21 protein-coding genes are annotated in these 25942 nt (G+C 27.6%); 3 read left to right on the top strand and 18 right to left on the bottom strand.

Features of this window, described 5'->3' with window-relative positions:
- Positions 1-8: 8 nt before the first annotated feature.
- The 8 genes from KGF42_RS05575 to KGF42_RS05540 all read right to left on the bottom strand — a co-directional run bounded on the left by KGF42_RS05575 (position 9) and on the right by KGF42_RS05540 (position 9817).
- Positions 9-1247 carry a phosphoribosyltransferase family protein gene (locus tag KGF42_RS05575; protein ID WP_227825949.1) on the bottom strand — a complete coding sequence of 413 codons (1239 nt, stop codon included), beginning with the start codon at positions 1245-1247 and terminating at the stop codon, positions 9-11.
- Positions 1225-2301, bottom strand: a complete 1077-nt coding sequence (locus KGF42_RS05570; RefSeq protein WP_227825948.1) for an HpcH/HpaI aldolase/citrate lyase family protein — start codon at positions 2299-2301, stop codon at positions 1225-1227. Before KGF42_RS05570 ends, KGF42_RS05575 begins: the two co-directional genes overlap by 23 nt.
- A 63-nt stretch (positions 2302-2364) precedes the next feature.
- Positions 2365-3501: a toxic anion resistance protein gene (locus tag KGF42_RS05565; RefSeq protein WP_227821744.1), complete on the bottom strand. Its 1137-nt coding sequence runs from the start codon at positions 3499-3501 to the stop codon at positions 2365-2367.
- Entirely contained in the window at positions 3502-5064 is a 1563-nt protein-coding gene (locus tag KGF42_RS05560) for a YceG family protein (RefSeq protein WP_227825947.1), read from the bottom strand.
- Positions 5065-5157: 93 nt separating this feature from the next.
- Positions 5158-7917: a calcium-translocating P-type ATPase, PMCA-type gene (locus KGF42_RS05555; protein ID WP_227825946.1), complete on the bottom strand. Its 2760-nt coding sequence runs from the start codon at positions 7915-7917 to the stop codon at positions 5158-5160.
- A complete protein-coding gene (locus KGF42_RS05550) occupies positions 7907-8536 on the bottom strand; it encodes a TerD family protein (RefSeq protein ID WP_227825945.1) in 630 nt (209 codons plus the stop codon). Before KGF42_RS05550 ends, KGF42_RS05555 begins: the two co-directional genes overlap by 11 nt.
- An 85-nt stretch (positions 8537-8621) precedes the next feature.
- Entirely contained in the window at positions 8622-9200 is a 579-nt protein-coding gene (locus KGF42_RS05545; protein WP_054273634.1) for a TerD family protein, read from the bottom strand.
- 38 nt (positions 9201-9238) lie between these two features.
- Positions 9239-9817, bottom strand: coding sequence for a TerD family protein (locus KGF42_RS05540; RefSeq protein ID WP_054273633.1), 579 nt, complete (start codon positions 9815-9817; stop codon positions 9239-9241).
- 330 nt (positions 9818-10147) lie between these two features.
- Between KGF42_RS05540 and KGF42_RS05535 the strand changes: the two genes are divergently transcribed.
- Entirely contained in the window at positions 10148-11584 is a 1437-nt protein-coding gene (locus tag KGF42_RS05535; protein ID WP_227821741.1) for a trypsin-like peptidase domain-containing protein, read from the top strand.
- Positions 11585-11675: 91 nt separating this feature from the next.
- On the opposite strand, the gene asnB is transcribed toward KGF42_RS05535, so the two are convergent.
- A complete protein-coding gene (gene asnB, locus KGF42_RS05530) occupies positions 11676-13559 on the bottom strand; it encodes an asparagine synthase (glutamine-hydrolyzing) (RefSeq protein WP_227825944.1) in 1884 nt (627 codons plus the stop codon).
- Between the two features lie 172 nt (positions 13560-13731).
- On the opposite strand from asnB, the gene KGF42_RS05525 reads away from it, so the two are divergent.
- Both KGF42_RS05525 and KGF42_RS05520 read left to right on the top strand, forming a co-directional pair.
- Positions 13732-14436 (top strand): superoxide dismutase, encoded by a 705-nt coding sequence (locus KGF42_RS05525; RefSeq protein ID WP_285891572.1) that lies wholly within the window; start codon positions 13732-13734, stop codon positions 14434-14436.
- 112 nt (positions 14437-14548) lie between these two features.
- On the top strand, positions 14549-15085 hold the full coding sequence (locus KGF42_RS05520) for a metal-dependent hydrolase (RefSeq protein ID WP_227825943.1): 537 nt from the start codon (positions 14549-14551) through the stop codon (positions 15083-15085).
- Positions 15086-15254: 169 nt separating this feature from the next.
- On the opposite strand, the gene KGF42_RS05515 is transcribed toward KGF42_RS05520, so the two are convergent.
- The 9 genes from KGF42_RS05515 to KGF42_RS05475 form a co-directional block, all read right to left on the bottom strand.
- Positions 15255-15875: a VTT domain-containing protein gene (locus tag KGF42_RS05515; protein WP_227821738.1), complete on the bottom strand. Its 621-nt coding sequence runs from the start codon at positions 15873-15875 to the stop codon at positions 15255-15257.
- 210 nt (positions 15876-16085) lie between these two features.
- Positions 16086-18617: an FAD-dependent oxidoreductase gene (locus tag KGF42_RS05510; protein ID WP_227825942.1), complete on the bottom strand. Its 2532-nt coding sequence runs from the start codon at positions 18615-18617 to the stop codon at positions 16086-16088.
- 107 nt (positions 18618-18724) lie between these two features.
- Complete coding sequence (locus KGF42_RS05505; RefSeq protein WP_227821736.1) at positions 18725-19342, bottom strand: PepSY domain-containing protein; 618 nt, start codon at positions 19340-19342, stop codon at positions 18725-18727.
- A 369-nt stretch (positions 19343-19711) separates the two neighbouring features.
- The gene (locus tag KGF42_RS05500) at positions 19712-20596 is read right to left on the bottom strand and encodes a mechanosensitive ion channel domain-containing protein (RefSeq protein ID WP_227821735.1); all 885 of its coding nucleotides are present in this window, start codon (positions 20594-20596) and stop codon (positions 19712-19714) included.
- Positions 20597-20783: 187 nt separating this feature from the next.
- Entirely contained in the window at positions 20784-22034 is a 1251-nt protein-coding gene (locus KGF42_RS05495; RefSeq protein ID WP_227825941.1) for an MFS transporter, read from the bottom strand.
- Positions 22035-22255: 221 nt separating this feature from the next.
- A complete protein-coding gene (locus KGF42_RS05490) occupies positions 22256-23014 on the bottom strand; it encodes an ABC transporter permease (protein WP_227821733.1) in 759 nt (252 codons plus the stop codon).
- The gene (locus KGF42_RS05485; protein WP_227821732.1) at positions 23008-23733 is read right to left on the bottom strand and encodes an ABC transporter ATP-binding protein; all 726 of its coding nucleotides are present in this window, start codon (positions 23731-23733) and stop codon (positions 23008-23010) included. The genes KGF42_RS05490 and KGF42_RS05485 overlap by 7 nt, the downstream gene beginning before the upstream one ends.
- A gap of 1 nt (position 23734) precedes the next feature.
- The gene (locus KGF42_RS05480) at positions 23735-24103 is read right to left on the bottom strand and encodes a GntR family transcriptional regulator (RefSeq protein WP_107595370.1); all 369 of its coding nucleotides are present in this window, start codon (positions 24101-24103) and stop codon (positions 23735-23737) included.
- Positions 24104-24277: 174 nt separating this feature from the next.
- The gene (locus tag KGF42_RS05475) at positions 24278-25822 is read right to left on the bottom strand and encodes a bifunctional diguanylate cyclase/phosphodiesterase (RefSeq protein ID WP_227821731.1); all 1545 of its coding nucleotides are present in this window, start codon (positions 25820-25822) and stop codon (positions 24278-24280) included.
- Positions 25823-25942 lie beyond the last annotated feature (120 nt).

The following is a 25942-nucleotide window of genomic DNA, read 5'->3' as shown; positions in this document are numbered from 1 at the left end:
AAAATACTTTAGCTAAAACATACTATAGTCAATTCTTTTATACTTGTCTCTTTAATTATATCAATAAATTCTAGATAAGAATTTTCACTTTTATTCAACTCTACAAATAAATAACACTTAGAAAATTTATGTTTATCTATATTGTAAATATAATTTTGAACATCTATATTATAAAAGCTCTTTAACATAAACTTACTCCTAATAGGATAATTATCTTTATCAATATTAATAATTGGACTTCTTGTTGTTGAATGATAGTATACATCACATTGATTTTCTTTTTCCTTTGCAAACAACATAGGTATATACATGAATTCTTCAGTACCCAAAAATAGAATCTTTTCTTTTTCATTTTTTAAAGATTCTTTACTGACCATAGTTATTTTTTTACTTTCTCTCTTAACGATTTCTTTTAATCTAGATTGTTCTCTTCTATTAATTCCAAATCTACCTGTATATTTTACATATTTCTTATTTCCAATATAATCTTCTAAGTCAACATAAATATGATTTACTACTAAATTTACTTTATCACTTAAAATAGCTTCTGATTTATTAATAGTATAATTATCATTGTAATTTGAGATAACATCTTCATCTACATTAAATTTAAAATTTCCTTTAAATAAATATACAAATTCTATCTTACAACCCAGTTCTCTTTCTAAGTAAGTAACTTTCCTTAAATTCTCATCACTTACCCAATTAAGTATGGAGCATATAGTATATTTCTTTTTAGGATAAATACTTTGAATCTTCCTAATTATATTCATACATGTATTAGCTGTGGTAATCTCATCATCAACCAATATTATCTCGTCCCCAAATTTAAAGTTGTTAAGCATCTCAAAGTATAAATTTTGGTCTGTTGCATGGGAATGTTCCTCTAAAAATTCCAGATTTTCTAACTCATCAAACTTTTCTCTAGTAGTATGAATGAACTCATAATCTCCACATAAGTAATCAAAAAAGCTATGCCCAACAGCTGTTCCAGTCTCAGCAAAAGCTATAACAGTTCCATTTGACGTTAATTTATTTTTTTCATTATAAATTGTAGCTATTAACTTTCCTAAGTTATCCATCTCACTTGGCTTACATGCTAAATGCTTACCAAGTTTTTTTGATATAAACAGAAAACGTCTTTTACTATTATTTCTTATTCCTATGTCTAAAAAATCATTTAGTTCTAAATTTAATGGATTATCAGTAATGTCAATTTCACAATTAAAATTTAAGCAATTCTTCATAGTCTACTCCTTTATTTAATACACCATATATTTTAGATAGAATCAATGTTTTTTTAGCCCATAAAAAATGTGGATTTGTTTCATTCATTCTCTCTCCTAACACACCCTTACTCACACCATATTTGCTATTTGTACTATCCAATATATCCAAGGCATCAGTGAAATCTTCATATGATACTGTAGATAATGCTTGTACAATTTGAATTTGCATTGGATGAATTACAGTTTTTCCAATTAATCCATGATATTTATCTAGTAATATTTCTTCTATATACTTACTTCTTATATCTTCATTTGTCATATCAAAAAACTCTGATACTCCCCCACTGATAGGTATATCTAATTCTGGTCTTTGAAGATATGTAATTATGTCTAGTATAAACGAAGAACAAATCAAATTATTATATATAGAGAAGTTCTTATCCCTTCTTATACCATACATCCCTAATATATCAGTTAGACCTACTCTAATGCTGAGTATTCTTGACTTATGTCTTAAAATAGCATTGTATAAATTAGTAAAACTCAGTTCTTTTTTTTCATTATATATAAATTCGCTTGTCTCTATTATTGGAATAACATACATATCTTTAAGATTCATAGAATCCAAAACTTCTATGCAGTTTTCAATCAACTCCGAATTTGCTTTAGGAATTAATATTCCTGTTACAGTATGACTATTTTTAATTATAATCTCTTTAATCCTCAACAATTGCCCCACATCTTTTATTCTTACAAAAATTAATGGTATTCCATCTTTATTTGTTATACTCTCATTATTAATATTTTTCAAAATTAATTTAAGATTTTCTATAGCCTCTAACTCTCCACTTGCACCAACAGCATCTTCTAAACAGATAGCTAATGGTCTAACTCCCTTAACATCCCCTATAACACTTTTATAAATCATATTATATTGAGTAGCTGGAACGTATAAAAAAGCACCAAGTGCATATTTCAACACATCTTTTTCAGTCTTAGCATTAAAGTCTTCTGGCTCTTTCAAAAAAATTTTCTCCAAATCGTCTTTGCAGATATAATCGAAATATTTCAATGTATAGCCTCCTCATATACATAGAAAGGGCCAACTTTATACAAATTAGCCCTTAATATAATACTACTTATTATAAATTATAGTCGTATTTAATTCTTCCAATCTCTTTGTATTATCCTTAATTAAAGCTCTATTGTTTTCTTCTATTCTCATAGTTTCATCTATACCAGACTTAATAGTATTATACATTTTTTCCAATGTCTCTATTTGAACAGAACTTGTTCCAGCCATTCTAGCTATTTGTGCACTTTGAGTACTTACATTTTGTGCATTTCTAAGCAATAATTCATTAGTTTTGTCATCAAGTGCCTTTAGAGATTTTGCTTGCAATTCTTGCTTTTTAAGTAATATAGCTTGAGATAAACATTGTTTAAATACTGGTAAAGTTACAACAAATGCACTATTTATTTTTCTAATTAAACCATAATTATTATGTTGCATACCTCTAAGCATAGGTATTGTCTGGATAGCTATATTTTCTGCTATTCTTAAATCATATACTCTTTGATTTAACATATCATAAACTTTTAATAGCTCTTGATAGTTAACAACATCCATTTGATCTCCACTAGTCTCTGATTTTTGTTTAAAGAAAGGTAGTATTTCATTATTCATTTCTTCTATTGCCATCTCTCCAGCAACAATATATTTTTGGAGTTCATTATAAAACTCAAAGTTTTCATTTAACATAGCTCCTATTTGCTTGTTAGAAAGTGCTATATCTCTTTCGTATTGCTCAAGCTCAATTTGAATTTTCTCAACTTCTCCCCCCAATGTTTCATACTTTTGAAACATCATTTCAATTGCATTATTAGCTTTTTTGAAAAGTTTTTGAACGAAATTTGGTTCCTTAGTTTCTTGAAAATCGTCTAAATCAAACTTGTCCATTATTTTAGTTAAATGAACCAACATTTTAGAATTTTCTTCATTTCTATTCAATTTTATTGTGTTTAAAAGGCTATCAGAAACTCTTGCTACTCCTTCAGATGCTTTTCTACCAAACTGTAAAATTGTATCTGGATTTTCTACTTCTATAAGAGAGGTCAATGCCTCAACTTCTTTAGACTTTCTTAGTTCATTTTTTTTATTATTTGTATATTCCATTATATCGAAATTTTCTTCTTGAACTGCTGTAGGCAAATTATCAGTAACCTCTACGGAATTCTTATCTTTTGAAAAACTATTTATATTTATCCCCATCTAAAATCGTCTCCTCTTTCCAAAAATTTTTTTAAGTAAAGGTATATCATTTTCAATTGAGCTTAATTTAAGGTCATATACCATTTTATCCAATCTGTGTATATCAATCAATTGGTTATTTATAACATTCTCTATATTATTTTCTCCTCCTGGACATAGAATAATAATATCAAATCCAATTTTACTAAGTAAAAGCATAAGAAAAACTATTTCTTTATCAAATACAATACTCTTGTGCATATATACAATCAATTTTGGATTTATAAGAGAATAATCAAAATTATTCATCATGTGAACAAACTTCTTATCCATATGAAGTACTGTAAATAGACCTTTTATCTTGTCCTCTCCACTTAGACCATTCAAGAACATGCTTCCTTCTAATAATTCCTCCACTTTTTCTAAAATCATAATTTGTTGATTTAATGCTAGTGTCGATATGGAATAATCTTTATTATTTAAAACAGAACTTTTATCTATGACACCTTTTGAATCCAATAAAAAAGATAAACTAAAAGCTTCTCTTGTAAACTCTTTTGAAAATCTATCTATATCTCCATTAAATTCAATAAATGTTGAACTTTCCGAATCTCTTAATAAGTCTAAAAACTTAATATATTCATTTTTATCATTATATATTCCATTAATCTTAGAAAGAAAATTGGGAGCTTCTACGATAGTATCATTAAACTTAAATCCTGGTCTTAATTTAAGTGGCTGATTCCAGTATATTGATATTTCATCAACAGTTGAACTTAGAAGCAAATTTTTTATTTTTCTGTCTTGAAGTTGCCAAGGTTTTATAAATCCTGCATCATTTAGCAATTCTTCACTTATACGTTTTGATGCTTCTACTCCAACAGTAAAAGCTTTTTTTACAGAACCTTTATCTATTTTTTCTCCTAAAATGACCCTTTCTTCAAAAGAAACTTTTGCTTCTATTATGTTAGCTTCCTCAAACTCTATATTGTATTTTTTTAAGTTTAAAATTTCTATATTACTCTTTGAATTTGGATTAAGATATAAAACATCAAAGCCTGCCAAGTACAATATCAAGAGTAAATAAACCTCATGCTTTTTTATATCTCCATAAAATATTATTTTTGGAGCCTCATTTTTATTTATATCTAAAGCACCGATATATGTCTTTATCCATGCCATTATTTTCACTATAAAATTTTGTTTCACTCTATCATTAGTAAATTCTTTTTCTTCATCTTTTAACACTCTATCTATTGCTTGCTTTATTTTATAATCAAGTTCTTCAAATCCTAAAATATTTATATCTACATCTTCCATGCTACTTCTATATTTTTTAAGTCCATTTTTAAAATAATTTATAATATCAAAATCACTAGGATTTGCTATAGCATCAGTAAATAAAGCAATATCTTTTTTACTATCAATATTTTGTTTTGTCTTAAATATCTCGAGATTGTACAAAATTTCATCTTCTAAACCAATATATGAAATAAAATAACTTAGATATCCTTTTGAAGGAGTGTAATTTCCTCTATCTGATTGGCTGGAGAATATTTTTTCAAATACCTTTGAGTCACCCATAATTATCCTCCCAATTTAAATGTTTATTCAGAACTGACTCAAAATACATATTTTGAGCCAGTCTGTTATCTTCTATCTTCTAAAAAATTTATTTTAAGCAGTCTTTTTTGGTTTTACCAGTCTTATTATACATTTTACAACTTCATTAACTACAATTACACTTGCTGCTACACATAGAACTTTTACCCATGTCATAACATCCATAGCTACAGAGTTAAAGAAATCTTGGAATAGCTGAGTAAATATTACTTGTGCAATTCCTGTTAATAATATTATTTGTAGTGCTAATTTATTGTGTGTAAAGTTAGGGAAAATACTATCTGCATTAAATTCTCTACAGTTAAATGCATTAAATAATGCACTAAAAGCAAATAATGCAAACATTACAGTTCCCTTATGAGCTTCATCAACTCCTAAGAAGTTAAATGTAGATTGTAACATTAGTATTGCTGTTATATAGAATGCATTTAATACTATTGTATACACCATTGATTTAGAAATTATATTGGCTTTTCTATCAACAGGTTTTCTATTTAATACATGGTCTCTAACTGGCTCTAGACCTAATGCTAGTGCTGGTGGACCATCCATAATTATGTTTACCCATAATAATTGTATTGTAGTAAATGGCATCTCTTGTCCCATAACCTGAGATATTATAGCCACTAAAAAGGCAATTACATTTACAGTTAATTGGAACTGAACGAATCTTTGGAAGTTATCATAAATTCCTCTCCCCCATTTAATACCTTTTACAATAGTACTAAAACTATCATCAGTTAAAATTATATCTGCTGCGTTTTTAGATACCTCTGTACCAGATATACCCATTGCTATACCAACATCTGCTTTTGAAAGCGCCGGAGCATCATTTATACCATCACCTGTTACTGCAACAACATCTCCACTCTTTTGTAGAGCTGAAACTATTCTCATCTTACTATCTGGCTTACTTCTTGCAACAATTGATATAGTTTGCATCTCTTGCTTTAGCTCTTCATCATCTAAAGTATCTATATATGAAGCTTCAACTACTCTCATATTATTTTTTAATAAACCTAATTCTTCACCTATAGCTCTTGCTGTATTTATATTATCTCCTGTAAGCATTTTTACAGAAACACCCGCTTTGTTTGCTGTATTTACAGACTCTATAACATCTTTTCTAAGCGGGTCTCTTATACCAACAAATCCACTGAATACTAAATTACTTTCCATTGCACTTACATTCATAGCATCACTTTCAGCAGTTACTGCTGCTTCTTCTTCAGCTTCTGAGATTTCTTTATATGCAAACCCTAAAGTTCTCATTGATTTTATTTGCAATTTCTTTATTTCTTCCAAAATCTCATGTTTTATGTTTTCAGTTAATGGAACTACGTCTTTTCCTCTTTGGATATGTGAACATAGCTCAAGTAGGACTTCTGGTGCTCCTTTTGATAATAGTACATGATTATTATCTTGACCTATAACAGAAGTCATTCTCTTTGAATCAGAAGTAAAAGGATTTTGAGCTACTATATTAGAATTCTTTCTAGCTTGTCTATAGTCTACGTTTTTGTAGTATAAAAGCAATGCACATTCAGTAGCACTTCCTAAATACTTAATATCACCATCATTATGCTCTACATCAGCTGTAGAGTTTATCATACAGTTTTCTTCAAAATAACTATTTATTTCCTCTTCTGAATTTTCAATATATCTTCCATCAATATATGCAACTTCTACAGTCATTCTATTTTCAGTTAATGTACCAGTTTTATCTGAACATATCACAGAAACAGAACCTATAGTTTCACAAGCTTCTTTTTTAGTAACCAATGCATTTATTTTAGCCATTTTTTGCATTGTTATTGCAAGTGTCATATTTATCATAGTTGGAAGACCTTCTGGTACCGCTGCAACTATCAATGCAACACATACTGTAAATGCTGTTTTAACAGGGTCTATTGATTCTAAAAATGGTAATATTCCAGACATGTCTACATTTAATACATTTTTACTTACCATTTGGAAAACCATAAATATAAATAACAATCCTGCTACTGCACTAGAAACTTTGGCTATCAAACCACCTAAGTTTCCAAGTTTTATCTGAAGTGGAGTTTGCTCATCTGTTTCTGATAAGTTTTGAGCAATTTTACCCATTTCACTACTATCTCCAATTGAAGTTACAACTAGAGTTCCTCTACCATAAGCTACAAGTGTACCACCAAACACCATATTTATTTGTTTCGCAGGTATTGGCTCTTGTACTACTACTGCTCCTTTAGATTCTATTTCTTCCATAGAAACTACTACATCACACTTTTTAGATACATCATCAGATTCTCCTGTTAACATATCTTCTCTGACTTTAAGATTTATAGTTTCTATAAGTCTACCATCAGCAGGTACCATGTCACCAGTTTCAATATATACTATATCACCTGGTACCAATTCACTCTTAGAAATTTGATGTACTTCCCCATCTCTCAATACTTTAACTTCTATGTTTTCAGTCAATTTAGAAAGGGCATCTGCCGCTTTCTTAGAGCGACCTTCTGTAATCATACCTATTGCTATACCTATTGCTATAGCACCTACAATCCCTATTGCATCATGAGTTTCCCCAATTACCGCACTTACTACTGCCGCAATAATCAAGATAACTATCATTGGCTCACTTAAACTTTCCTTTAAATCATCCCAAAAACTTCCTTCTTCTTTTGGGGTAAATTCATTTAAGCCATACTTTTCTCTTCTAGTCTTGACTTCTGATTCTGATAAACCTTTTTCAGGATTAACAGATAAGTCTGTTGTCACTTCTTCTTTATTTACATTATAATATTTGATATCATTGTTAAATTCCATATGCACACTCAATCCTGTCTAAATTTTGCATTACTTCTTTAAGACCCGCATCTTTTGTTCCTTCGCCAATTGCTTTAAATTGCCAACTTCCATCTTTTCTGTATATAGCTCCTACTATAAGAGTAGTTTTTTCAGAATAGTTATTAGATAGATTATATTTTGCTATCTCTTTCTTATTACTTTGGTCCTCAACTCTTATATAGGCGTTTTCTATCATGCCAAAGTGTTGTTTTCTATCCACACAATTGTATATATTTACTACAAATAATAATTTATGAATATTTGATGGAACTTTATCCAAATTAACTAGGATTTGTTCATCATCACCTGCACCTTCACCAGTTAGATTGTCTCCTGTATGCAAAACTGACTTACAGGCACTTTTTAGATTTCCAAAATAAATTAAATCTTTGATTCCACTTAATTTACCTTCTTGATTAAGCATAAATACAGATGCATCACAATCTATATCAGCTTGTCCTCCACCAAATAACGATTTAAAAAATCCTCCACCTGACTGTTGCACAGGGTCCCATCCTAGACCTACAAGTATGTTGCTCAGTCCCGGGTTAGATTTTTTTAAATCTATTTTATCACCTTTTGATAAATTAATCGACATACTAAACCTCCACAAAATTTTATATAATATAACCTATACATTATTTGTATAGGTTATTTATATTTAATATATTATATTACTTAAATTAAACATTTAAGCCATAATTTCTACAAAGTGCCTCTAAACCACCTTCAAATCCTGCTCCAACTGCACTAAACTTCCATTCACCATTATACTTATATATCTCACACACTGTAATTGCAGTTTCTATACTAAATTCTTCACCTAAGTCATATCTTAATATTTCTTCATCATTTTCAGAATTTAAAACCCTTACATAAGAGTTGCTTACTTGTCCAAAATTTTGTCTTCTTTCAGCAGCTTCATATATTGTAACTGTTACAGCTATCTTTTGTATATGCTTTGGCATTGACTCTAGATTCACTAATATTTCCTCATCATCTCCATCACCTTCACCAGTTCTATTATCACCTAAATGTTCAACTGCTCCAGATGGATGTTTTAAGTTATTATAGAATATAAAATCTTCATCGTTTTCAACTCTTTGAGATTCTCCAACCATGAAAACACTTACATCTAAATCATAGTCATAGCCACTATCAAATGAATTTGTATCCCAGCCTAGTCCAAGTTTTATATTTTTAAGACCTGGATTTCCCTTAGTTAAATCAATTTTTTGTCCTTTTTTTAATACTATAGCCATGGAAAATATCCCCCTCTAGTTTATTATTATATTTGAAATTATAAGTTTATTCCAAAATTTCCACATAGTGCAGCAAGACCACCTTCAAAACCAGAACCTAGTGCATTAAACTTCCATTCTCCATTGTGCTTATATATTTCAGCTACTACTATAGCTGTTTCTATACTAAAATCTTCTCCTAATTCATACTTTATTAACTCTTCATTTGTATCTTTATCTACTATTCTTATATAGGAATTACTTACTTGTCCAAAATTTTGTCTTCTTTCTGCTGCATCATGAATTGTAACAGTAAAAGAAATCTTGCTTATTTCTCCAGGAATCTTAGATAAATCAACAACTATTTGTTCGTCATCTCCATCACCTTCACCAGTTCTGTTATCACCTAGATGTTCAACTGCTCCAGAAGTATGTTTTAAATTGTTGTAAAATACAAAATCTCCATCATTAGTGACACTTCCACTTGCTCCTGTTAAAAATGCTGCTGTATCTAAATCAAAGTCAAATCCACCATCATACTTGTTAGTGTCCCATCCTAAACCTACTAAAATATTTTTAAGGCCTGGATTTCCTTTAGTTAAATCAACCTTTTGGCCTTTTGATAATGTTATACCCATAATTTATCGCTCCCTTGTTAATTTTAGCTAAACAAATCTTGCTAATTATTTATCTTTTTCTTTAATCATATTATAACATTTTTTATTCATTTGTGAAGAAAACTTGCTTGATATCTTTAAAATATAATTAAAAATATGTTTATATTTCTTACTTTTTACATAGATTTTACATACTTTATTAAATGTGTAAAAGCTATGTTTAATATGTAATTATATATCATTTATATGAACAAGTACACATTTTATTTTGAAACTACAAAATTATTGTACTATATTGTTTTAAGTTGTTTTATAATAGATTATATCATCTTATTTTATAGGAGAAAAAATATGCTTTGTACTATTAAACCATTAAAAATTTTAATAAAAAAGTCAAATGAACCTCTAATTGAATTCATGTCTAATACTAGCTATACAAATAAAAGTTCTTCATATATTAAAGAAGTCTATTTTACACGATATATAGGTGTTGACGATTCAATTGATGAGTACATAGAAAAAATTAAAAATATAGATACTTATTTTTTTAATAATCCTACAATTCCCTATATTAGACTTAGCAACTTAAACATAAATTTTGACAAAACACAAACAGATAATATGCTTAAAATTTTTAAGATTTATGATAGAACTAAATTTAATAGTTGGGATTTATATAATATTGACTTTCCATGTAAGATAGAAAATGATACTTTAGATTGGACTAAAAAGATTGCATTTAAAAATACACTAGATTTATTTTCCACAAGTGTGACAAATTCAACACCTTCTATTGTCAAAAACTTTGCAGTTAAACTTTTGTGCTGGATAGAATACTTTCTACCTAAATTATTTTATAATAAAGTAAAAACTAATATTTCACCAAAAATAGTGTATTTTGGAAATATCAAGAGACAAGAACTTTTTTTCTTATATTTTTTATCACAGCTTGGGTGTGATATTTTATATATAAATCCACATAAGGATATTCTTGATTTATATCCTGAATGTTCAAAATTTTCTACTCTATTTGAACTTTCTAGGAAGAATTCAAATATGTTAGAGATACCTTTTGAAAGACCTATTACAAATATAAATTATGATAAAAACACCAATAAAACTTACACCTCTACAGATAGGCCTAACTCCGAAAACACACTTATTAACATAAATCTGATATCTAAAAAGCCTATACAGGGTAAAGAAGCAGAACTTTCCTATGAAGAACTTGCAAAGTTATCAGCTTCTGTTGTTATGATTGTTGTGTGCAATAGTGAAGATAAGCCATTTAAGAGTGGTTCTGGAGTAGTAATAAATAATGAAGGTTATATACTTACAAATCTTCATGTAGTTAATGATGGTTATTCATTTTTAGTTAGATTTGAAAATGATGATAAAGTTTATACATCTTATCAAATCATAAAATACCATTCAGATTATGATTTAGCTGTGATAAAAGTTGATAGAAAATGCAAGCCAATCCCTGTTAAAGTCAGTAAAAAACCTGTAAGAGGTCAAAAAATAGTTGCAATTGGAAGCCCTTTAGGTCTTTTTAATACAGTTTCAGATGGAATTATCTCAGCTTTTCGTGATTTTGAAACAGTTCAAATGATACAATTTACAGCTCCAATCTCTAGTGGTAGTTCTGGAGGAGCTCTTTTAGATATGTTTGGAAACTTACTAGGATTGATTTCTGCTGGGTATGATGATGGACAAAACTTAAATTTAGCAGTAGAAAGTAATCTTGTCAAAATGTTTGCCAATAATTTTATTGAAATAGTAAACTGAATAAGCAAAGTCTTCCCTGCCCTACTCTATAATAATCAAGAGGACGAAAACACTGTATGTTTTCGCCCTCTATCTAATATTAAGAGCAAGATTAATACTCGATATTTTTATGCTCAATAAATAATTGGTGCCATAGACAAAATGTAAATATAGTCCATATTTTTCTTGAATTATCTCTATGACCCTTAAGATGCATATCTAAAAGTTTTATTATATATTTTTTGTCTATAAATTCATCTACATTTGAATTAGAAATAGTTTCCTTTACAATATCTCCTAAAGAATCTTTTAACCAAACTCTTATTGGTGTTGGAAACCCTAATTTTTTTCTTTGAATGACGTGTTCTGGAACTATATCCCTAAATGACCCTCTAAGTAAAATTTTTGTATTATTCTTAGTTGTTTTTTGCTCCGTTCTCAAATTTTTTGCGACATCAAATACATCTTTATACAAAAATGGAACCCTAACTTCAAGTTGCTCAGATGTAGAAAGTTTACTCACTTTTTGAAGTATATCACCCTGAAGCCACGTGTTTATATCTATGTGTTGCATTTTACTTATATAATCATAGTTATTTTTTTGTGCTTCTCTATACAAATTAGACAACAAATATTCATATATATACTTCTCTTTATACTTAAAAAAGAATCTTTTTACTTCGCTATTTTCAAAAATCTTTGCATTTCCTATATATCTTTTTTCTAATGGCGTTGTAGCTCTATAAAGATAATTTTTTCCTTTGATGTTTGGCATAAATTCTGAAACTCTTCCTAACATACCTTTAATATAAGTGGGTGAGTTTACAACTGATTTCATACTATTATATTCCTTATATATATTATATCCTCCAAATAATTCATCTGCACCTTCTCCAGACAGAGCTACTTTAACATGTTTGCTGGCTTCTTTAATTAATAAATAAAGACCTACTTCTGAAGGGTCTGCTACGGGGTCATCCAAGGAATAAATTACATTTGGTAATGCTTTTATATATTCATCTTGAGTTATATTAATCTGTATATTTTCTATACCTAACTTATCAGCTGTTTTCTTTGCTACTTCCAACTCACTATATCCCTTAACATTAAAACCTGCAGAAAAAGATTTTATATTTGGATTAATTTGTGAAGCTACAGTGGTTATAATAGATGAATCTATTCCACCAGACAGAAATGTTCCAATTGCTTTGTTATCTTCCATATGATTTCTTATTGAATCTACTACCACATTTCTTACATCTTCCTCACTCACATCTCTATTGCCTAAGTGATTTTTATTATAAAAAAATTTAGTACTACTTCTAAATTCAAGTTTGTTATATTTCTTTAAAGATAGTATGCCATTTTCTACCCTAAAATAGTGACCTGCTGGTATCAGCCTTATTCCTTGTATCATAGTATCTTCAGGAAGTACATACTGAAATGAAAAATAACTTTGTAAACTTCTATCATTTATATTTAAATTTTTCATATATTCAAGTATAAACTTATACTCTGAAGAAAAAATTATTGCTTTTTCCTTATTTATATAATAAAGTGGTTTTATCCCAAATAAGTCTCTTGCTCCAAATATACTTTCATTTTCTCTATCATAGATTATAAAGTTAAACATTCCCTTAATCTTATGTACACAATTTTTACCAAATTCTATATAAGATGCTAATAAGATTTCAATATCATCATCTGTAGTAAAATTGTGTCCTTTTTTAATTAATTCTTCTTTTATTTCATGACAATTATATATATTTCCATTAAAAACAATAACTTTTCCATCTTTTTCAAATGGTTTATTTCCATAAATAACATTGATTACATTAAATCTCTCAAAATTAAAAGTTTTTTCCTCATCTTTAGACTCTATCCTACTAGAAATTCTTGTATTATTTATATTATTTACGGATTCTTTTATTTTAAATTTAATATTTTCTTTTTTAGATATATCTCCTTTATAATAAATTGAAATATTGCCATCCATATCATCAAAATTCCTTCCTGACTTTTGGTCTTATTCTATATTTCATAGTTTTGTCTTTGACTTCAAAACTTATTCAATTTAAAACGAAATTACTATTAAGTTTTTATAAATTATATGTTAATCTTTCATATTTTTTTTATTTCTAGAAATACTATATTAGGAGGTGATTTTTATGAAGAAAAAAATGATAATACCAGTTATTATGTCTTTATTTATAATTTCACAGTGTATAACTTCATTTGCTTTTACACCTGAAAATAACAAATTTAAGGTTAAACCGTTACCTTATGCATATGATGCACTTGAACCTTATATAGATAAAGAAACTATGAAATTGCATCATGATAAACACTATCAAGCTTATGTTGATAAATTAAATGCTGCTCTTGAAAAATATCCTGAGCTTTATAATTACTCTTTATGTGAATTGTTGCAAAATTTAGACTCTTTGCCTAAAGATATTGCTACAACAGTAAGAAATAATGCAGGTGGTGCTTATAATCACAAATTCTTTTTTGATATAATGACTCCTGAAAAAACTATACCTTCTGAATCTTTAAAAGAAGCTATTGACAGAGATTTTAGTTCTTTTGAAAACTTTAAAAAAGAATTCCAAAAAGCTGCTTTAGATGTTTTTGGTTCTGGTTGGGCTTGGCTTGTAGCTACTAAAGATGGTAAATTATCTATTATGACTACTCCAAATCAAGATAGCCCTATAAGTAAAAACCTAACTCCTATAATAGGTCTTGATGTTTGGGAGCATGCTTACTATTTAAAGTATCAAAATAGAAGAAATGAATACATTGACAACTGGTTCAATGTAGTAAATTGGAATGGCGCTTTAGAAAATTATAAAAATTTAAAATCTCAAGATTAATTAAATATTAAAATCCTTTTGAAAAAAACTTATGTTTGCTATATAATATAATAAAAGATAGTCTAAATTTACCAGTATAATGTTTATAGTGACGATTCAGGAGGATTTTTATATGATAAAAGAAACACATGAAAGGGGAGGCTATATATTTGCACTTTTGATACTCCCCTTAATAAACAATATATATCTAGTTAAATATGATATTGCATATAAAATAGTATTGATTATAGTTTATATTTACTTTGCATATTTAGGTTCTTTGTTTCCAGATATAGATATGAGAGGTTCTTACATAAGTAAAAAATTTATATTAATCTACAAATTATTTGGAAGCAAGTTTAGACATAGAGGATTTACTCATAGTCTAATTGCCTTATTACTTATTTATAGTTTTTTTAAATCTTTGACAATCTTCACTAGTAACAATATAGTTTTTTCATGTTTGTCCAGTGGATTTGTAATAGGATATCTATCTCACCTGTGTCTTGACCTTATTACTAAAGAAGGTATTGAACTGTTTTATCCCATTACCATAAACATTTCTTTACTCCCTATAAAAACTAACTCAAAAACAGAAAAATTCATATCTAAGCTATTAAACTTCATAGTTATTTTTTTGATTGGATATCAATTTTATATTTTATTATAGTCGTATAAATAACAAATAACAATATTTCAAACTAAGTACAAATAAGTTTTGTATATTTTACCTTACAGGAGTCATAAAAAATTTTATATCTTAATACACAAAAAAATAAAAAGTATCTTAGAATGATTAAGTACTAAATCATTCTAAGATACTTTTTATTTTGAACAAGTTAAATCTTTTTATTATCTCTGTCATTGTGATGTTTTTTATGATGAAAATCATAATTATGATTTTCAAGATTTTTATTTACTCTATTTCCAATCTTCCATGACAAAAACACCAATAATATAAATGATGCTATCTTTAAAGGACTTGTTATAAAGCCCTCTATATCACTTGCTACATAGCTTATCACTATAAACATTACAAATTTCCCTGCTAACATTGCTGGTACAAAATCTTTTACATCTTTTTTGCCAAAAGCTGATGCGATAGTAACTAAACAACCAGGCATAAATGGACAGGCATACGCTATAAATAATAACTTAAATCCCTGTTTATCCATCCAACTTATCGCTCTCTCAGTTTTACGATTTCTCAGCTTATTAAAAAGCTTGCTATCATTAAACCTACTTATTAATAAAAATAATGAAGTTGTCCCAAGACCTGAGCCAATCCAAGATAACAAACATCCAAGCAATAATCCTTGTATTGCAGCATTTGCTGTAACTATAGCCACAAGCGGTAGGGCTGGTATAAAACTTTCTATAAATGCACTTAACAAACCAATTATTGTGGCTAATGCCCAATAATTTTGAGTCAAATCAAGTAATTCTTGTATATACTGCATACTGCTTTTCCCCTTTTTTAACTTTAACTATTATTATATACTGCATGTTTTTATTATATACCAATCTAAAAAAATGAATCTAATATTAAAAAATAAACAATCTATATAAATTTACAGTTAATGTATAATTATTTTATTATATATTATAACAAAAAAGTCTTAAAATATGAATTGTCATATTTTAAGACTTTTTGTTCTGGTATATTTAAATTATAGTATATCTGCCTTCATAATATCCTCAAAATCACCTTTTTCAGATATTAATCTTATCAATTTAACAGTACAACTTAAATCATTTATAAGTATAGCTCCTACTAATGAGCCTTCTTTCATGAATAATTTTTTATATATTCTTTTTCCTTCATCTTTTGATGAAATTTCTTTATCAAAATTTTGTATATTACCAATACTAAATACTTTTACATTCATTGCATCTAATGAAACTGGATATACATCACTTTCAAATGTCAAATTATCTCCACTTGCATTTGCTCCTGCTATTTTTCCCATTTCTACTGAAGATGGCCATATTGCTAAACTAGTATTTTCCACTTGTGCAACATCTCCACAAGCATATATATCTTTAATAGTTGTCTGTAATGTCTTATCTACAACAATACCTCTGTCAACTTTTACAGATGTATCTTGAACCATTTGAGTGTTTGCTCTTACACCAATTGAAAATACTACCATATCACAATCGATACTATCTCCGTCTTTAAATATAACTTTTTGAGCTTTTCCATCACCTTCAATACCATCAACTGCTACACCTAGTCTTACATCTATTCCTGTATCTCTTACACATTGTTCTAATATTTTACTGCCTTCTTTATCAAGCTGTTTTGATAATATACTATCCATTGCTTCAACTACTACTACTTCTAAACCTTTCAATCTAAATTCCCATGCAGCTTCAAGTCCTAATAAACCTCCACCAATTACTACAACTTTCTTAGATTTTTCTAGTGCTTCCTTCACACTATATAAATCTTTTATATTTCTAAGAGTAAACACATTTTCTAAATCATGACCTTTAATTGGTGGTATAAAGTTTCTACTTCCTGTAGCTATTACAAGCTTATCAAATTTAATAGCTCCATCATTCACTATAATAGTTTTATTTACTTCATCTAATTTATCTACATTTGTTCCTAATATCACTACTATATTGTTTTCGTCATACCAAGCTTTATCTTCCATATAGAAATCTGAACCAAGTTCTTCATTTATACCATCAGAAAGTGCAGGTCTATAGTAAGTTAACTCTTCTTCATTAGAAATCATAGTTATCTTACAAGTTTTATTTCTTTTTCTTATGGCATCTGCTGCATAAAAACCAGCTGCTCCATTTCCTACTATCACAAAGTATTCATCAGTATCTTTTCTAAAAGTAACTTCATCTTCTTCAATTTCTATAAATTGGTCTTCCTTAGCTCCACACACAGGGCATACACTAGGAGCACTATCCCCTTCAAATACTTCATTACAAATTACACACTTAAATTTCTTAGTCTTCTTTTTACTTCCAAAAGTAGAATTTAACTTATCTAAAAATTTACCTGTATAAGAATGTAATTTATCAATCTCTTCACTTGATGGTTTAAAGTTAACAGCAAAAGGTTTTACCGCTGTCATTCTAAGCTGATTTATTCTCTCCATAGCATTTTCGATACCTTCTCCACTCCATCCATATGAGCCAAATACTGAAGCAACTTTTCCACCATGAAGAACTGGATTTAAGGACACTAATATATCCCAAATAGGCTTTAATGCATCTCCTAATATTGTTGGTGTTCCAAATAATACACCTTGTGATACTGCTATTTTTGCTAGAATCTCTTCTTGCTTATGCTCGATTACATCAAATAAATTTACTTTATAATTGCTATTTTTTTCAATATATGATTTTATAGCTTCTGCCATAATCTTTGTATATCCATGTGCAGAAACATAACAAATTGTAACTTCTTTTTCTAACTTTATTTGTTCATTTACACTCCAATTATAATAAAGGTCTATAATTTTTTTAGGATTTTCAGTTAATACTGGACCATGACCTGGACATACAGTATCTATATCTAAATCTTTTATCTTTTCTATAGCAGTTACCATAGATGGTTTGAATGGTCCCATTATACAATCATAATAGTATCTCAAAGCATCTAAGTAATCCTTTTCTTCATTTTCATCAAGTGTATTTACTATCTTATCATTACTATAATGACTACCAAATGAATCACATGTTACAAGGGTTTTATCCTCTTTTATATATGTGTATATAGTATCTGGCCAATGAAGCATAGGTACAGAGAAAAATTCTAAAGTTTTATCTCCAAGTGATAATGTATCTCCATCTGTAACTGCAACATATTCAAAGTCTTTGTTTACGATTTCCTTAAGATATTTAATTGCAGTTTCTGAAGCTACTACTTTTGCATTTTTAGCTAAATCCAAAAGCTTTTCAACACTTCCTGCATGGTCTGGTTCAGTATGACTTATAACAATATAGTCTATTTTTTCAAAATCTATATTTAAATCATTTAATCTTTCAATATAATTGTCAAAATGCTTATCTTTAACTGTCTCAAATAAAACTGTTTTTTCTGTCCCTTTTAATACATATGAATTATAAGTAGTTCCATAAGGTGTATACATAATTATGTCAAATACTCTTAAATCAGGGTCAAGCGAACCTACCCAATATAAATTTTCTTTTATTTTTAGTGATTTCAATGACATACCGTACTCCTCCTAAAATAGTTATTTAATCTTTTTATACCCTGCTTGTTATATTTTAAACAAATTTTATTCAAAAAAGAAATTATTTTAAAAGTAATCTAAAACTTCTAATCTTCTTTTTCTACCTCTAATATAGTTCCATTTTTAGAATCTACCTTTATGTCATATTCATTTTTATCTTTATCTATTCTTACTTTATAAAAAGTAACATCTAAATCTTTATCTAAACTCCATTCTTTCACTATTCCATTTTGTTCTTTTAATGCAATTTCCATAGCTTGTTGAGGTGTTATTATGTCATTTAAATCTAATTTTTCTTTTCTAGCAACTCCATTTAAATCTTCTGAATCCAATTTTTCTGTTTTATCTTGCAGTACATCTTTTGTATTAGCGTCTATTTTCATCTTATATTCATTATTATCGTCTACACCTTCAACAGTATAAACAAATTTATTTAAATCTCTTTCAAGACTTAAATCTACTATGTCAGCATCCTTATATTTATCTTTAAATATGTTTATTGCATCTGTGTACGGTACTTTAAAATCTTGTTCCATTAAATTTTCATTATTTTTTTCATCTTTTAAAGCACTATTTGAAGCATTTGTCTCTTTCTTTGTATTATCTTGTGATTGTCCTGAATCTGTATTTGGACTCCCACTACATGCAGTTAATAAACCTGCTATAAGTATACCTACCACTAATAAATACGTTTTTTTACACATAAAAATCCTCCTTAAATAATTAATTTATTCTATATTATGCCCTCTAAACCCTTTATTTACCCTTTTATATTAAAAATTCCTCCTATTTTAGTAATTTTAAAACTTTAAAATTTATATTTATTAAAATCAAAGTTACGTAAAAAATGCTACTTTCTCAAAATAGAGATAAGCCTCTTTTTCATTGTTGAAATAATAAAAATATATTTGATTTCATGCAAAAAGAGTGCCTCATGAACTAAAAAGTTCATTTTGAGACACTCCCATTTTTTTATATTTTTACTTATAAAATAACAATACTTATTAATTTTTTATAAATTCTATAAATATATCTATATGATATTCTTCAATTTAAACACCATAATTAAATAATTAAATTCGCTTTAATTCTTTTAATGTTAAATCCATTTTAGGATAAGGAATTGTAATTTCTTCTTCATCAAATCTAACTTTAACTTCTTCTAGTAAATCAAGATAAATTGTCCAATAATCTTCTGTCTTACACCAAACTCTAACTGCAAATTTAATAGCATTATCTCCATGTTCTACTATCCCTATAAATGGTTCTGGTTCATTTATTATTAATTTATGATTATTAACAATCTCTTTAAGAACTCTTCTAACATGCAATATATCATCTTCATATCCTACACTAAAGGTTAAATCAACTCGTCTAGTATTCTTTGATGAATAGTTTATTAGACTATCATTTGATACAGAACCATTAGGTATAAGTATCTGCTTATTATCTGGAGTAACCAATTGTGTATAAAAAAGTCCTATTTGTTCAACTGTTCCTCCATGGCCTGCTGCTTCTATGTAATCTCCTACTTTAAAAGGTCTAATCAAAAGTATAATAAATCCTCCAGCAAAATTTGATAAACTACCTTGTAATGCTAAACCTACTGCTACCCCTGCTGATGCTATCACTGCAGCAAAACTAGATAAACTCATTCCCCAATATTCTAGAACAATTATTATGACAGCAACTTTAAGTACACTCAAAAGAAGAGATTTCAAAAACTTTCTTAAAGTCAAATCAATATCTTTTTTCCCAAGCAATAACATAACATGGTTTACAAATTTTTTTATTATTTTAAATCCAATAGAAAGTATAAGTACACCTATTATAAGCTTTACTCCACTTGTAGTGGCCCATTCTAATAGGCTTTCCATTATACCTCCCATATCCATCTTATTAATATCTAGATTATTTAAATCTAACTTGCTTATATCATCTATTTTTGTCGTGTCCATAAAAAGCTCCTTACATTATATTTTAGAACCAATATTATAGTTTAAAGTTCTTATTTTCTATTTAATATAATACAATACCATTTAAACATAGTAAACAAGATTTATATTCCAATTATACATCTAAAATAAATATACGCTCTTTGTTATATGCAAAATATAATGCTAAATTAAACTAATTAATAAAATACTATAGAGTCTTGAAATCGTCATTTTTTACTCCTATACGGGATGACACTATAGTTATAATACTTAGTACTATAAATACTACAAAGCCTCTTTTATATCCATCAACTATATTGTATGAATTTACTTGTAAAGAGATGGCTATAATCAAATTAATAATGCCACTTCCTATAAATTCAAAAGTATTAATAACACTAGTTGCCAGTCCAGAATAAATTTCTTTATTTTTATACTTCGCATCGTTAAAAACCTGTAGATGTGACATAACTATACATCCCATAATAAAAAATGATATTGGTAAAACCACAATTGGTGGTTTTACTTGGTATACAACTACAATTACAAGCCATATAAACAAATCTATTATTGCTCCATATTTTATTATATTAAACTTACTAGGCCTTATTTTAGCAAATACAAAATCCATAATTATTGAACCAAATATAAATCCATATGTAAAAAATGATACTATAAATGCAGAAAAACTCTTACTCACTCCATAAACATCCATTATATATCTTACTCCCCATAGACTTGTAAATGCACTTGTCAGACTTACAAAAGAGAACATTATCATTGAGTTATACCACGTTGATTTATTCTTTATAACAGACTTGATTCCATCAATAACATTAATCTTTTCTGACTCTTTATAAGAATCTATATCTACATTAAATCCATACTCTCTTGGTGTATCTCTAACAATAATATACATAAAACATCCAATTACAACACCAATTATACCTATTAATAAAAATGAATTTCTCCAACCAACAAGTTCAGACAGAAACACAAGTGGAAAAGTTGCAAGAACTCCTCCTAAATTCCCTACAAATGAAAATTTAGCTGTTGCAGAAGCAAATTCTGATTTATTAAACCATCTCCCTTGAATTTTTAAAATACAAAGTAATATTACTGATGTTCCTGCCCCTACAATTATACGAGAAATATATGCTAATTCTATATTTTGAATCAATCCAAATAAAATTGTTCCTAAACTTGCCATTATTATTCCAAGACTACTAATCTTTCTTGGTCCATATTTATCAATTAAAATTCCTGCAGGTATTTGCATAAATGCATATGCATATAGGCAAAAGGATGCTATATTTGAAATTTGTATAGAATTAAAATCTAATTCATTTGCTAAATTATCTGAAACAACAGCTGTTGACATCCTTAAAAATAAGACTAAAACAAATGAAAATGTAACTATACCCCAAACACTCCACTTAGCCTTTGTATAACTTTTCATATTTTCTCCCTCAAATCTATATATCTTTAAATTTTTTTGATATTACTCACATCAAGTATACAATTATTTACTTCAAATTTAACATACAATCTCATTATACAATATATGTACATATTTAACTAGAAATAAAGATTTATTCATATTTTATATATGAATTAACTATATAAATAATAAGAGCCATCTTTTAATATTACTCAAAAGATGGCTCCCTATAAAAATATTTATTCTAAATTTAATTTTTTATCTAATATAAATTTTGTAGCGAAAAATAGTATTACCACAACTGCAATGCTACCAAGTATTGCAAGCATAAAATGAGGACTTTGATAAATATGATATGTCGTATTTTCATTTGGCAAAGCTCTTGCAACTACATCTCTAATAGTTGATATTACTATATTTATAGCTATAAAAGAAGCAAATGCAACTATATTTCTATGCTTATTAAATTTTGGCAATTGTCCCATTGAAAGTGATGTATATAATAACAAAATAAATGATAAATATGAAATAAACATTGCTACTACTAATAATAAAATATCTAAAAAGTTTTCAGAAATCAATTTAAAACCAGTATTAAACAACTCTAAAATTTCAGGTAAGAGAATTCCAGAAGCACTAGAAAGCATAAGTACTCCAAAAGTGAATACTACAACTATAAAACTAAGCACAGCATATATAAGTGCTGTTATGCATTTAGACAATATAAGTGAACTAGTGCTAACAGGAAGAGTGAACATTAAATAACCTTCATCCCCCAAAAGATTTTTTCTAAACCTTTGAATTGTAACTACAACAGTTAAAACTCCTAATGCCATAAAAAGACTTGTTAATATCAGTATTCCTATTCCTTGTATCTGAAATATATTTGTATTTATAAATATTCCATTAAATACAGCTACTATCAATATGGCTATATATAATGGTATGAATGTTCTTCCACTTGCTTTTAACTCATATTTTAATAATTTACCTAACATTTGAATTCCTCCCTAAATAATGCATCTATAGATTTCCCTTTTTCTTCTCTTATTGCTTCAACATCTCCTTGTAATACTATCTCTCCTTTTGATATGAATATTACCTCGTCACATATATTTTCTATTTCACTGATTAAGTGAGTAGCAATCAGTAAAGTACTATCTTCAGAATAATTTTTTAATATAGTCTTAAGTATATATGACCTTGCAGCTGGGTCAACACCTCCAATAGGTTCATCCAATATATATATGCTTGCATTTCTTGACATTACTAAGATAAGTTGAACTTTTTCTTTAGTTCCTTTAGACATTGTCTTTAACCTTTCATTTACATTAATATCTAAACTCTTAATCATCTCATTTGCTCTTCTAACATCAAAATCACTATAAAAATCATAGAAAAACTTAAGTAAATCTGATACCTTCATCCAATCATTTAAATAAGTTCTTTCTGGTAAATATGAAACTATTTTTTTAGTTTCTATTGATGGTTTCATTCCATTTATCATAATTTCACCATTATCAGGCTGTAATAATCCATTCATTAACTTAATCATTGTACTTTTGCCACTTCCATTAGGTCCTAACAATCCAACTATTTTGCCCTTTGGTATCTTCAACTCGATATTCTTCAAAACATTCTTAGTTCCATAGCCTTTATTTACACTTTTAAATTCAACTATTCCATCTTGAGAAATATTATTTATATTTTTATCCATCTTATAATTCCCCTTTCAGATTTTCTGTAATAAGTTTTAGCATTTCATCTTTATCATATCCAAGCTTTTCTAGAGTTTCCTTTAATGTATTTATCTCCACATTAGCTATTTCCTCTTTCATTGCTTTTATTTTTTCATTGTCATCTGTTACAAATCTTCCTTTAGTTCTCTGACTATAAACTAAGCCTTGTCTTTCAAGTTCTGTTAGAGCTTTTTGCATTGTATTTGGATTGACTTCTGCATCTTCTGCAAGTGCTCTCACTGTTTCTAGTTTAGAACCTACTTTAATTTCTCCTGAAATTATTTTTAGTTTTAAATGTTCTACTAATTGTATATATATAGGTTTATTATTATCAAGTTCCCACTCCATGTTCATACCTCCTTATTATATTATTGTATTAATAACTTAATACAATAATATAATAATACAGTTTATATGTCAACTACTTTTGAGCAAATTTATAAAAAAGCTCATAAAAAAATGAACACTATACTAGAGTTCATTTTTTATGCAATTTATTAAATTTTTTATAAGATAAATTAACTATTCTTTTGTTGAACTGGACACAATCAATTTTTCAAATTCTTCAATTGGCATTGGTTTTCCAAACAAATATCCCTGTGCCATATCACATTTTACTTCCTTTAGAAGTTCAAATTGTTCTTCTGTCTCAACCCCTTCTGATATTACTTTCATACCTAACTCTTTTGCCATTTCTACTACTTTAGTAACAATTATTTTACTTCTATTACTATTATAAGTTTCCATAATAAATTTTTGGTCAAGCTTTAAAATATCCATAGGAATTTCTTTTAGCATATTTAATGATGAGTATCCTGAACCAAAATCATCCATAGATATTAAAAATCCTATTTCTTTTAAATTATTCATTATATCAATTAAAATATCAAAATTATCAAATATAATATTCTCTGTTAATTCAAGCTCTATATACTTTGCGGGTATTTCATATTTATCAATTATATTTTTATATGTTTCTATGAAATTATTACAATATAAATGTATTCTTGAAACATTAACTGAAATGGTCACTGGATTTATGCCTGTATTAATCCATCTTCTAAGCTGCATACATACTTCTTCAAGCACATATAAATCTAAATTTATGACAAAACCGTTTTTTTCAAAAAATGGGATAAATTCATTTGGAGGTATTAATCCTTTATCAGGACTTTTCCATCGAACAAGTGCTTCTGAGCCTTGTATCTCTCCTGTATTAAGTTCTATCTTAGGTTGCAAGTATACAATGAATTCTTTATTTTCTAAACTTGAAAACATTGTGTTTTCCATCTCTTTTTCTTTTATCTCTTGGTCATGAATCTTATTATCATAAAATGCATAGGAACTTTTATGTCCTCCTTTTGCCATTTTATGAGCTATATTAGCTCTATCTATTATCGAGTTGACATCTCTATCTTCTGGAAGTATAAAATAGATTCCACAGCTTAAAACAAGCTTATATTTTTCCTCTTGGCTATTATTAAATAAATCTAATTCTTTAAATATAATCTCTAACCTATTTGTTATATCTTCTTCTTCTATGTATTTCATAATTACAGTAAAATTATCAGCTGATATTCTCGCAAACATTTCTTCTTCAAATGTATTATTCTTAATAATCTTCGTTAAATTCCGTAAAATTTCATTTCCAACTTCATATCCAAATAAGTCATTTATATATTTAAATTTGTCAATATCTATATACAGTAAAGCATATTTTGCTTGAGTATTTTTACATAATATTTTGTTAGTATCAATCAAAAATTTATCTATATTATTTGCTCCTGTAAGACTATCCGTATATGCTGTCTTTTGCAATTTAATTCTAAAATTTAATTTGTCATATATTATATATACGATAAGTATTATACATACTATAGTCATAGTAAATATTATCTGTAACGCATATTTGCTAATAAAATGATTATTAAATATAATAGATTCAAAGTTATTTATAGAGTTGTTTTTATAAAGTTCGTGTAAAGAATAGACTGGTGTTGTATATATAATTTGTAAAATTATACAAATAAATAAAAAAAACATTAATTTTTTTTGTAAATTCCTCATAAAAGTTTCCTCCCATTAAAACACCTCTATTTAATTATAATTTATTAGCAAACAAGTATATCTTAAAAGTTTCCATTTCTTGTAAAATGGATAATTTTGAAAAGAAAATAATAAAATTAT

The organism is Clostridioides sp. ZZV15-6383 (genome assembly GCF_020657735.1).
Classification (GTDB): Bacteria; Bacillota; Clostridia; order Peptostreptococcales; family Peptostreptococcaceae; genus Clostridioides; species Clostridioides difficile_D.
Note: the sequence above shows the minus strand (reverse complement) of the source record. Positions and strands in the feature narration are given on the sequence as shown.

What these genes read in the sequence shown, in the direction of transcription:
- KGF42_RS05480 (WP_107595370.1), bottom strand. Translation starts at nt 24,103, where the DNA reads ATGGAGTGGGAACTTGATAATAATAAACCTATATATATACAATTAGTA.
- KGF42_RS05545 (WP_054273634.1), bottom strand. Translation starts at nt 9,200, where the DNA reads ATGGCTATAGTATTAAAAAAAGGACAAAAAATTGATTTAACTAAGGGA.
- KGF42_RS05560 (WP_227825947.1), bottom strand. Translation starts at nt 5,064, where the DNA reads ATGGGTGACTCAAAGGTATTTGAAAAAATATTCTCCAGCCAATCAGAT.
- KGF42_RS05500 (WP_227821735.1), bottom strand. Translation starts at nt 20,596, where the DNA reads ATGGACACGACAAAAATAGATGATATAAGCAAGTTAGATTTAAATAAT.
- KGF42_RS05475 (WP_227821731.1), bottom strand. Translation starts at nt 25,822, where the DNA reads ATGAGGAATTTACAAAAAAAATTAATGTTTTTTTTATTTATTTGTATA.
- KGF42_RS05495 (WP_227825941.1), bottom strand. Translation starts at nt 22,034, where the DNA reads ATGAAAAGTTATACAAAGGCTAAGTGGAGTGTTTGGGGTATAGTTACA.
- KGF42_RS05550 (WP_227825945.1), bottom strand. Translation starts at nt 8,536, where the DNA reads ATGTCGATTAATTTATCAAAAGGTGATAAAATAGATTTAAAAAAATCT.
- KGF42_RS05535 (WP_227821741.1), top strand. Translation starts at nt 10,148, where the DNA reads ATGCTTTGTACTATTAAACCATTAAAAATTTTAATAAAAAAGTCAAAT.
- KGF42_RS05505 (WP_227821736.1), bottom strand. Translation starts at nt 19,342, where the DNA reads ATGTGTAAAAAAACGTATTTATTAGTGGTAGGTATACTTATAGCAGGT.
- KGF42_RS05520 (WP_227825943.1), top strand. Translation starts at nt 14,549, where the DNA reads ATGATAAAAGAAACACATGAAAGGGGAGGCTATATATTTGCACTTTTG.
- KGF42_RS05515 (WP_227821738.1), bottom strand. Translation starts at nt 15,875, where the DNA reads ATGCAGTATATACAAGAATTACTTGATTTGACTCAAAATTATTGGGCA.
- asnB (WP_227825944.1), bottom strand. Translation starts at nt 13,559, where the DNA reads ATGGATGGCAATATTTCAATTTATTATAAAGGAGATATATCTAAAAAA.
- KGF42_RS05565 (WP_227821744.1), bottom strand. Translation starts at nt 3,501, where the DNA reads ATGGGGATAAATATAAATAGTTTTTCAAAAGATAAGAATTCCGTAGAG.
- KGF42_RS05540 (WP_054273633.1), bottom strand. Translation starts at nt 9,817, where the DNA reads ATGGGTATAACATTATCAAAAGGCCAAAAGGTTGATTTAACTAAAGGA.
- KGF42_RS05575 (WP_227825949.1), bottom strand. Translation starts at nt 1,247, where the DNA reads ATGAAGAATTGCTTAAATTTTAATTGTGAAATTGACATTACTGATAAT.
- KGF42_RS05555 (WP_227825946.1), bottom strand. Translation starts at nt 7,917, where the DNA reads ATGGAATTTAACAATGATATCAAATATTATAATGTAAATAAAGAAGAA.
- KGF42_RS05490 (WP_227821733.1), bottom strand. Translation starts at nt 23,014, where the DNA reads ATGTTAGGTAAATTATTAAAATATGAGTTAAAAGCAAGTGGAAGAACA.
- KGF42_RS05525 (WP_285891572.1), top strand. Translation starts at nt 13,732, where the DNA reads ATGAAGAAAAAAATGATAATACCAGTTATTATGTCTTTATTTATAATT.
- KGF42_RS05485 (WP_227821732.1), bottom strand. Translation starts at nt 23,733, where the DNA reads ATGGATAAAAATATAAATAATATTTCTCAAGATGGAATAGTTGAATTT.
- KGF42_RS05510 (WP_227825942.1), bottom strand. Translation starts at nt 18,617, where the DNA reads ATGTCATTGAAATCACTAAAAATAAAAGAAAATTTATATTGGGTAGGT.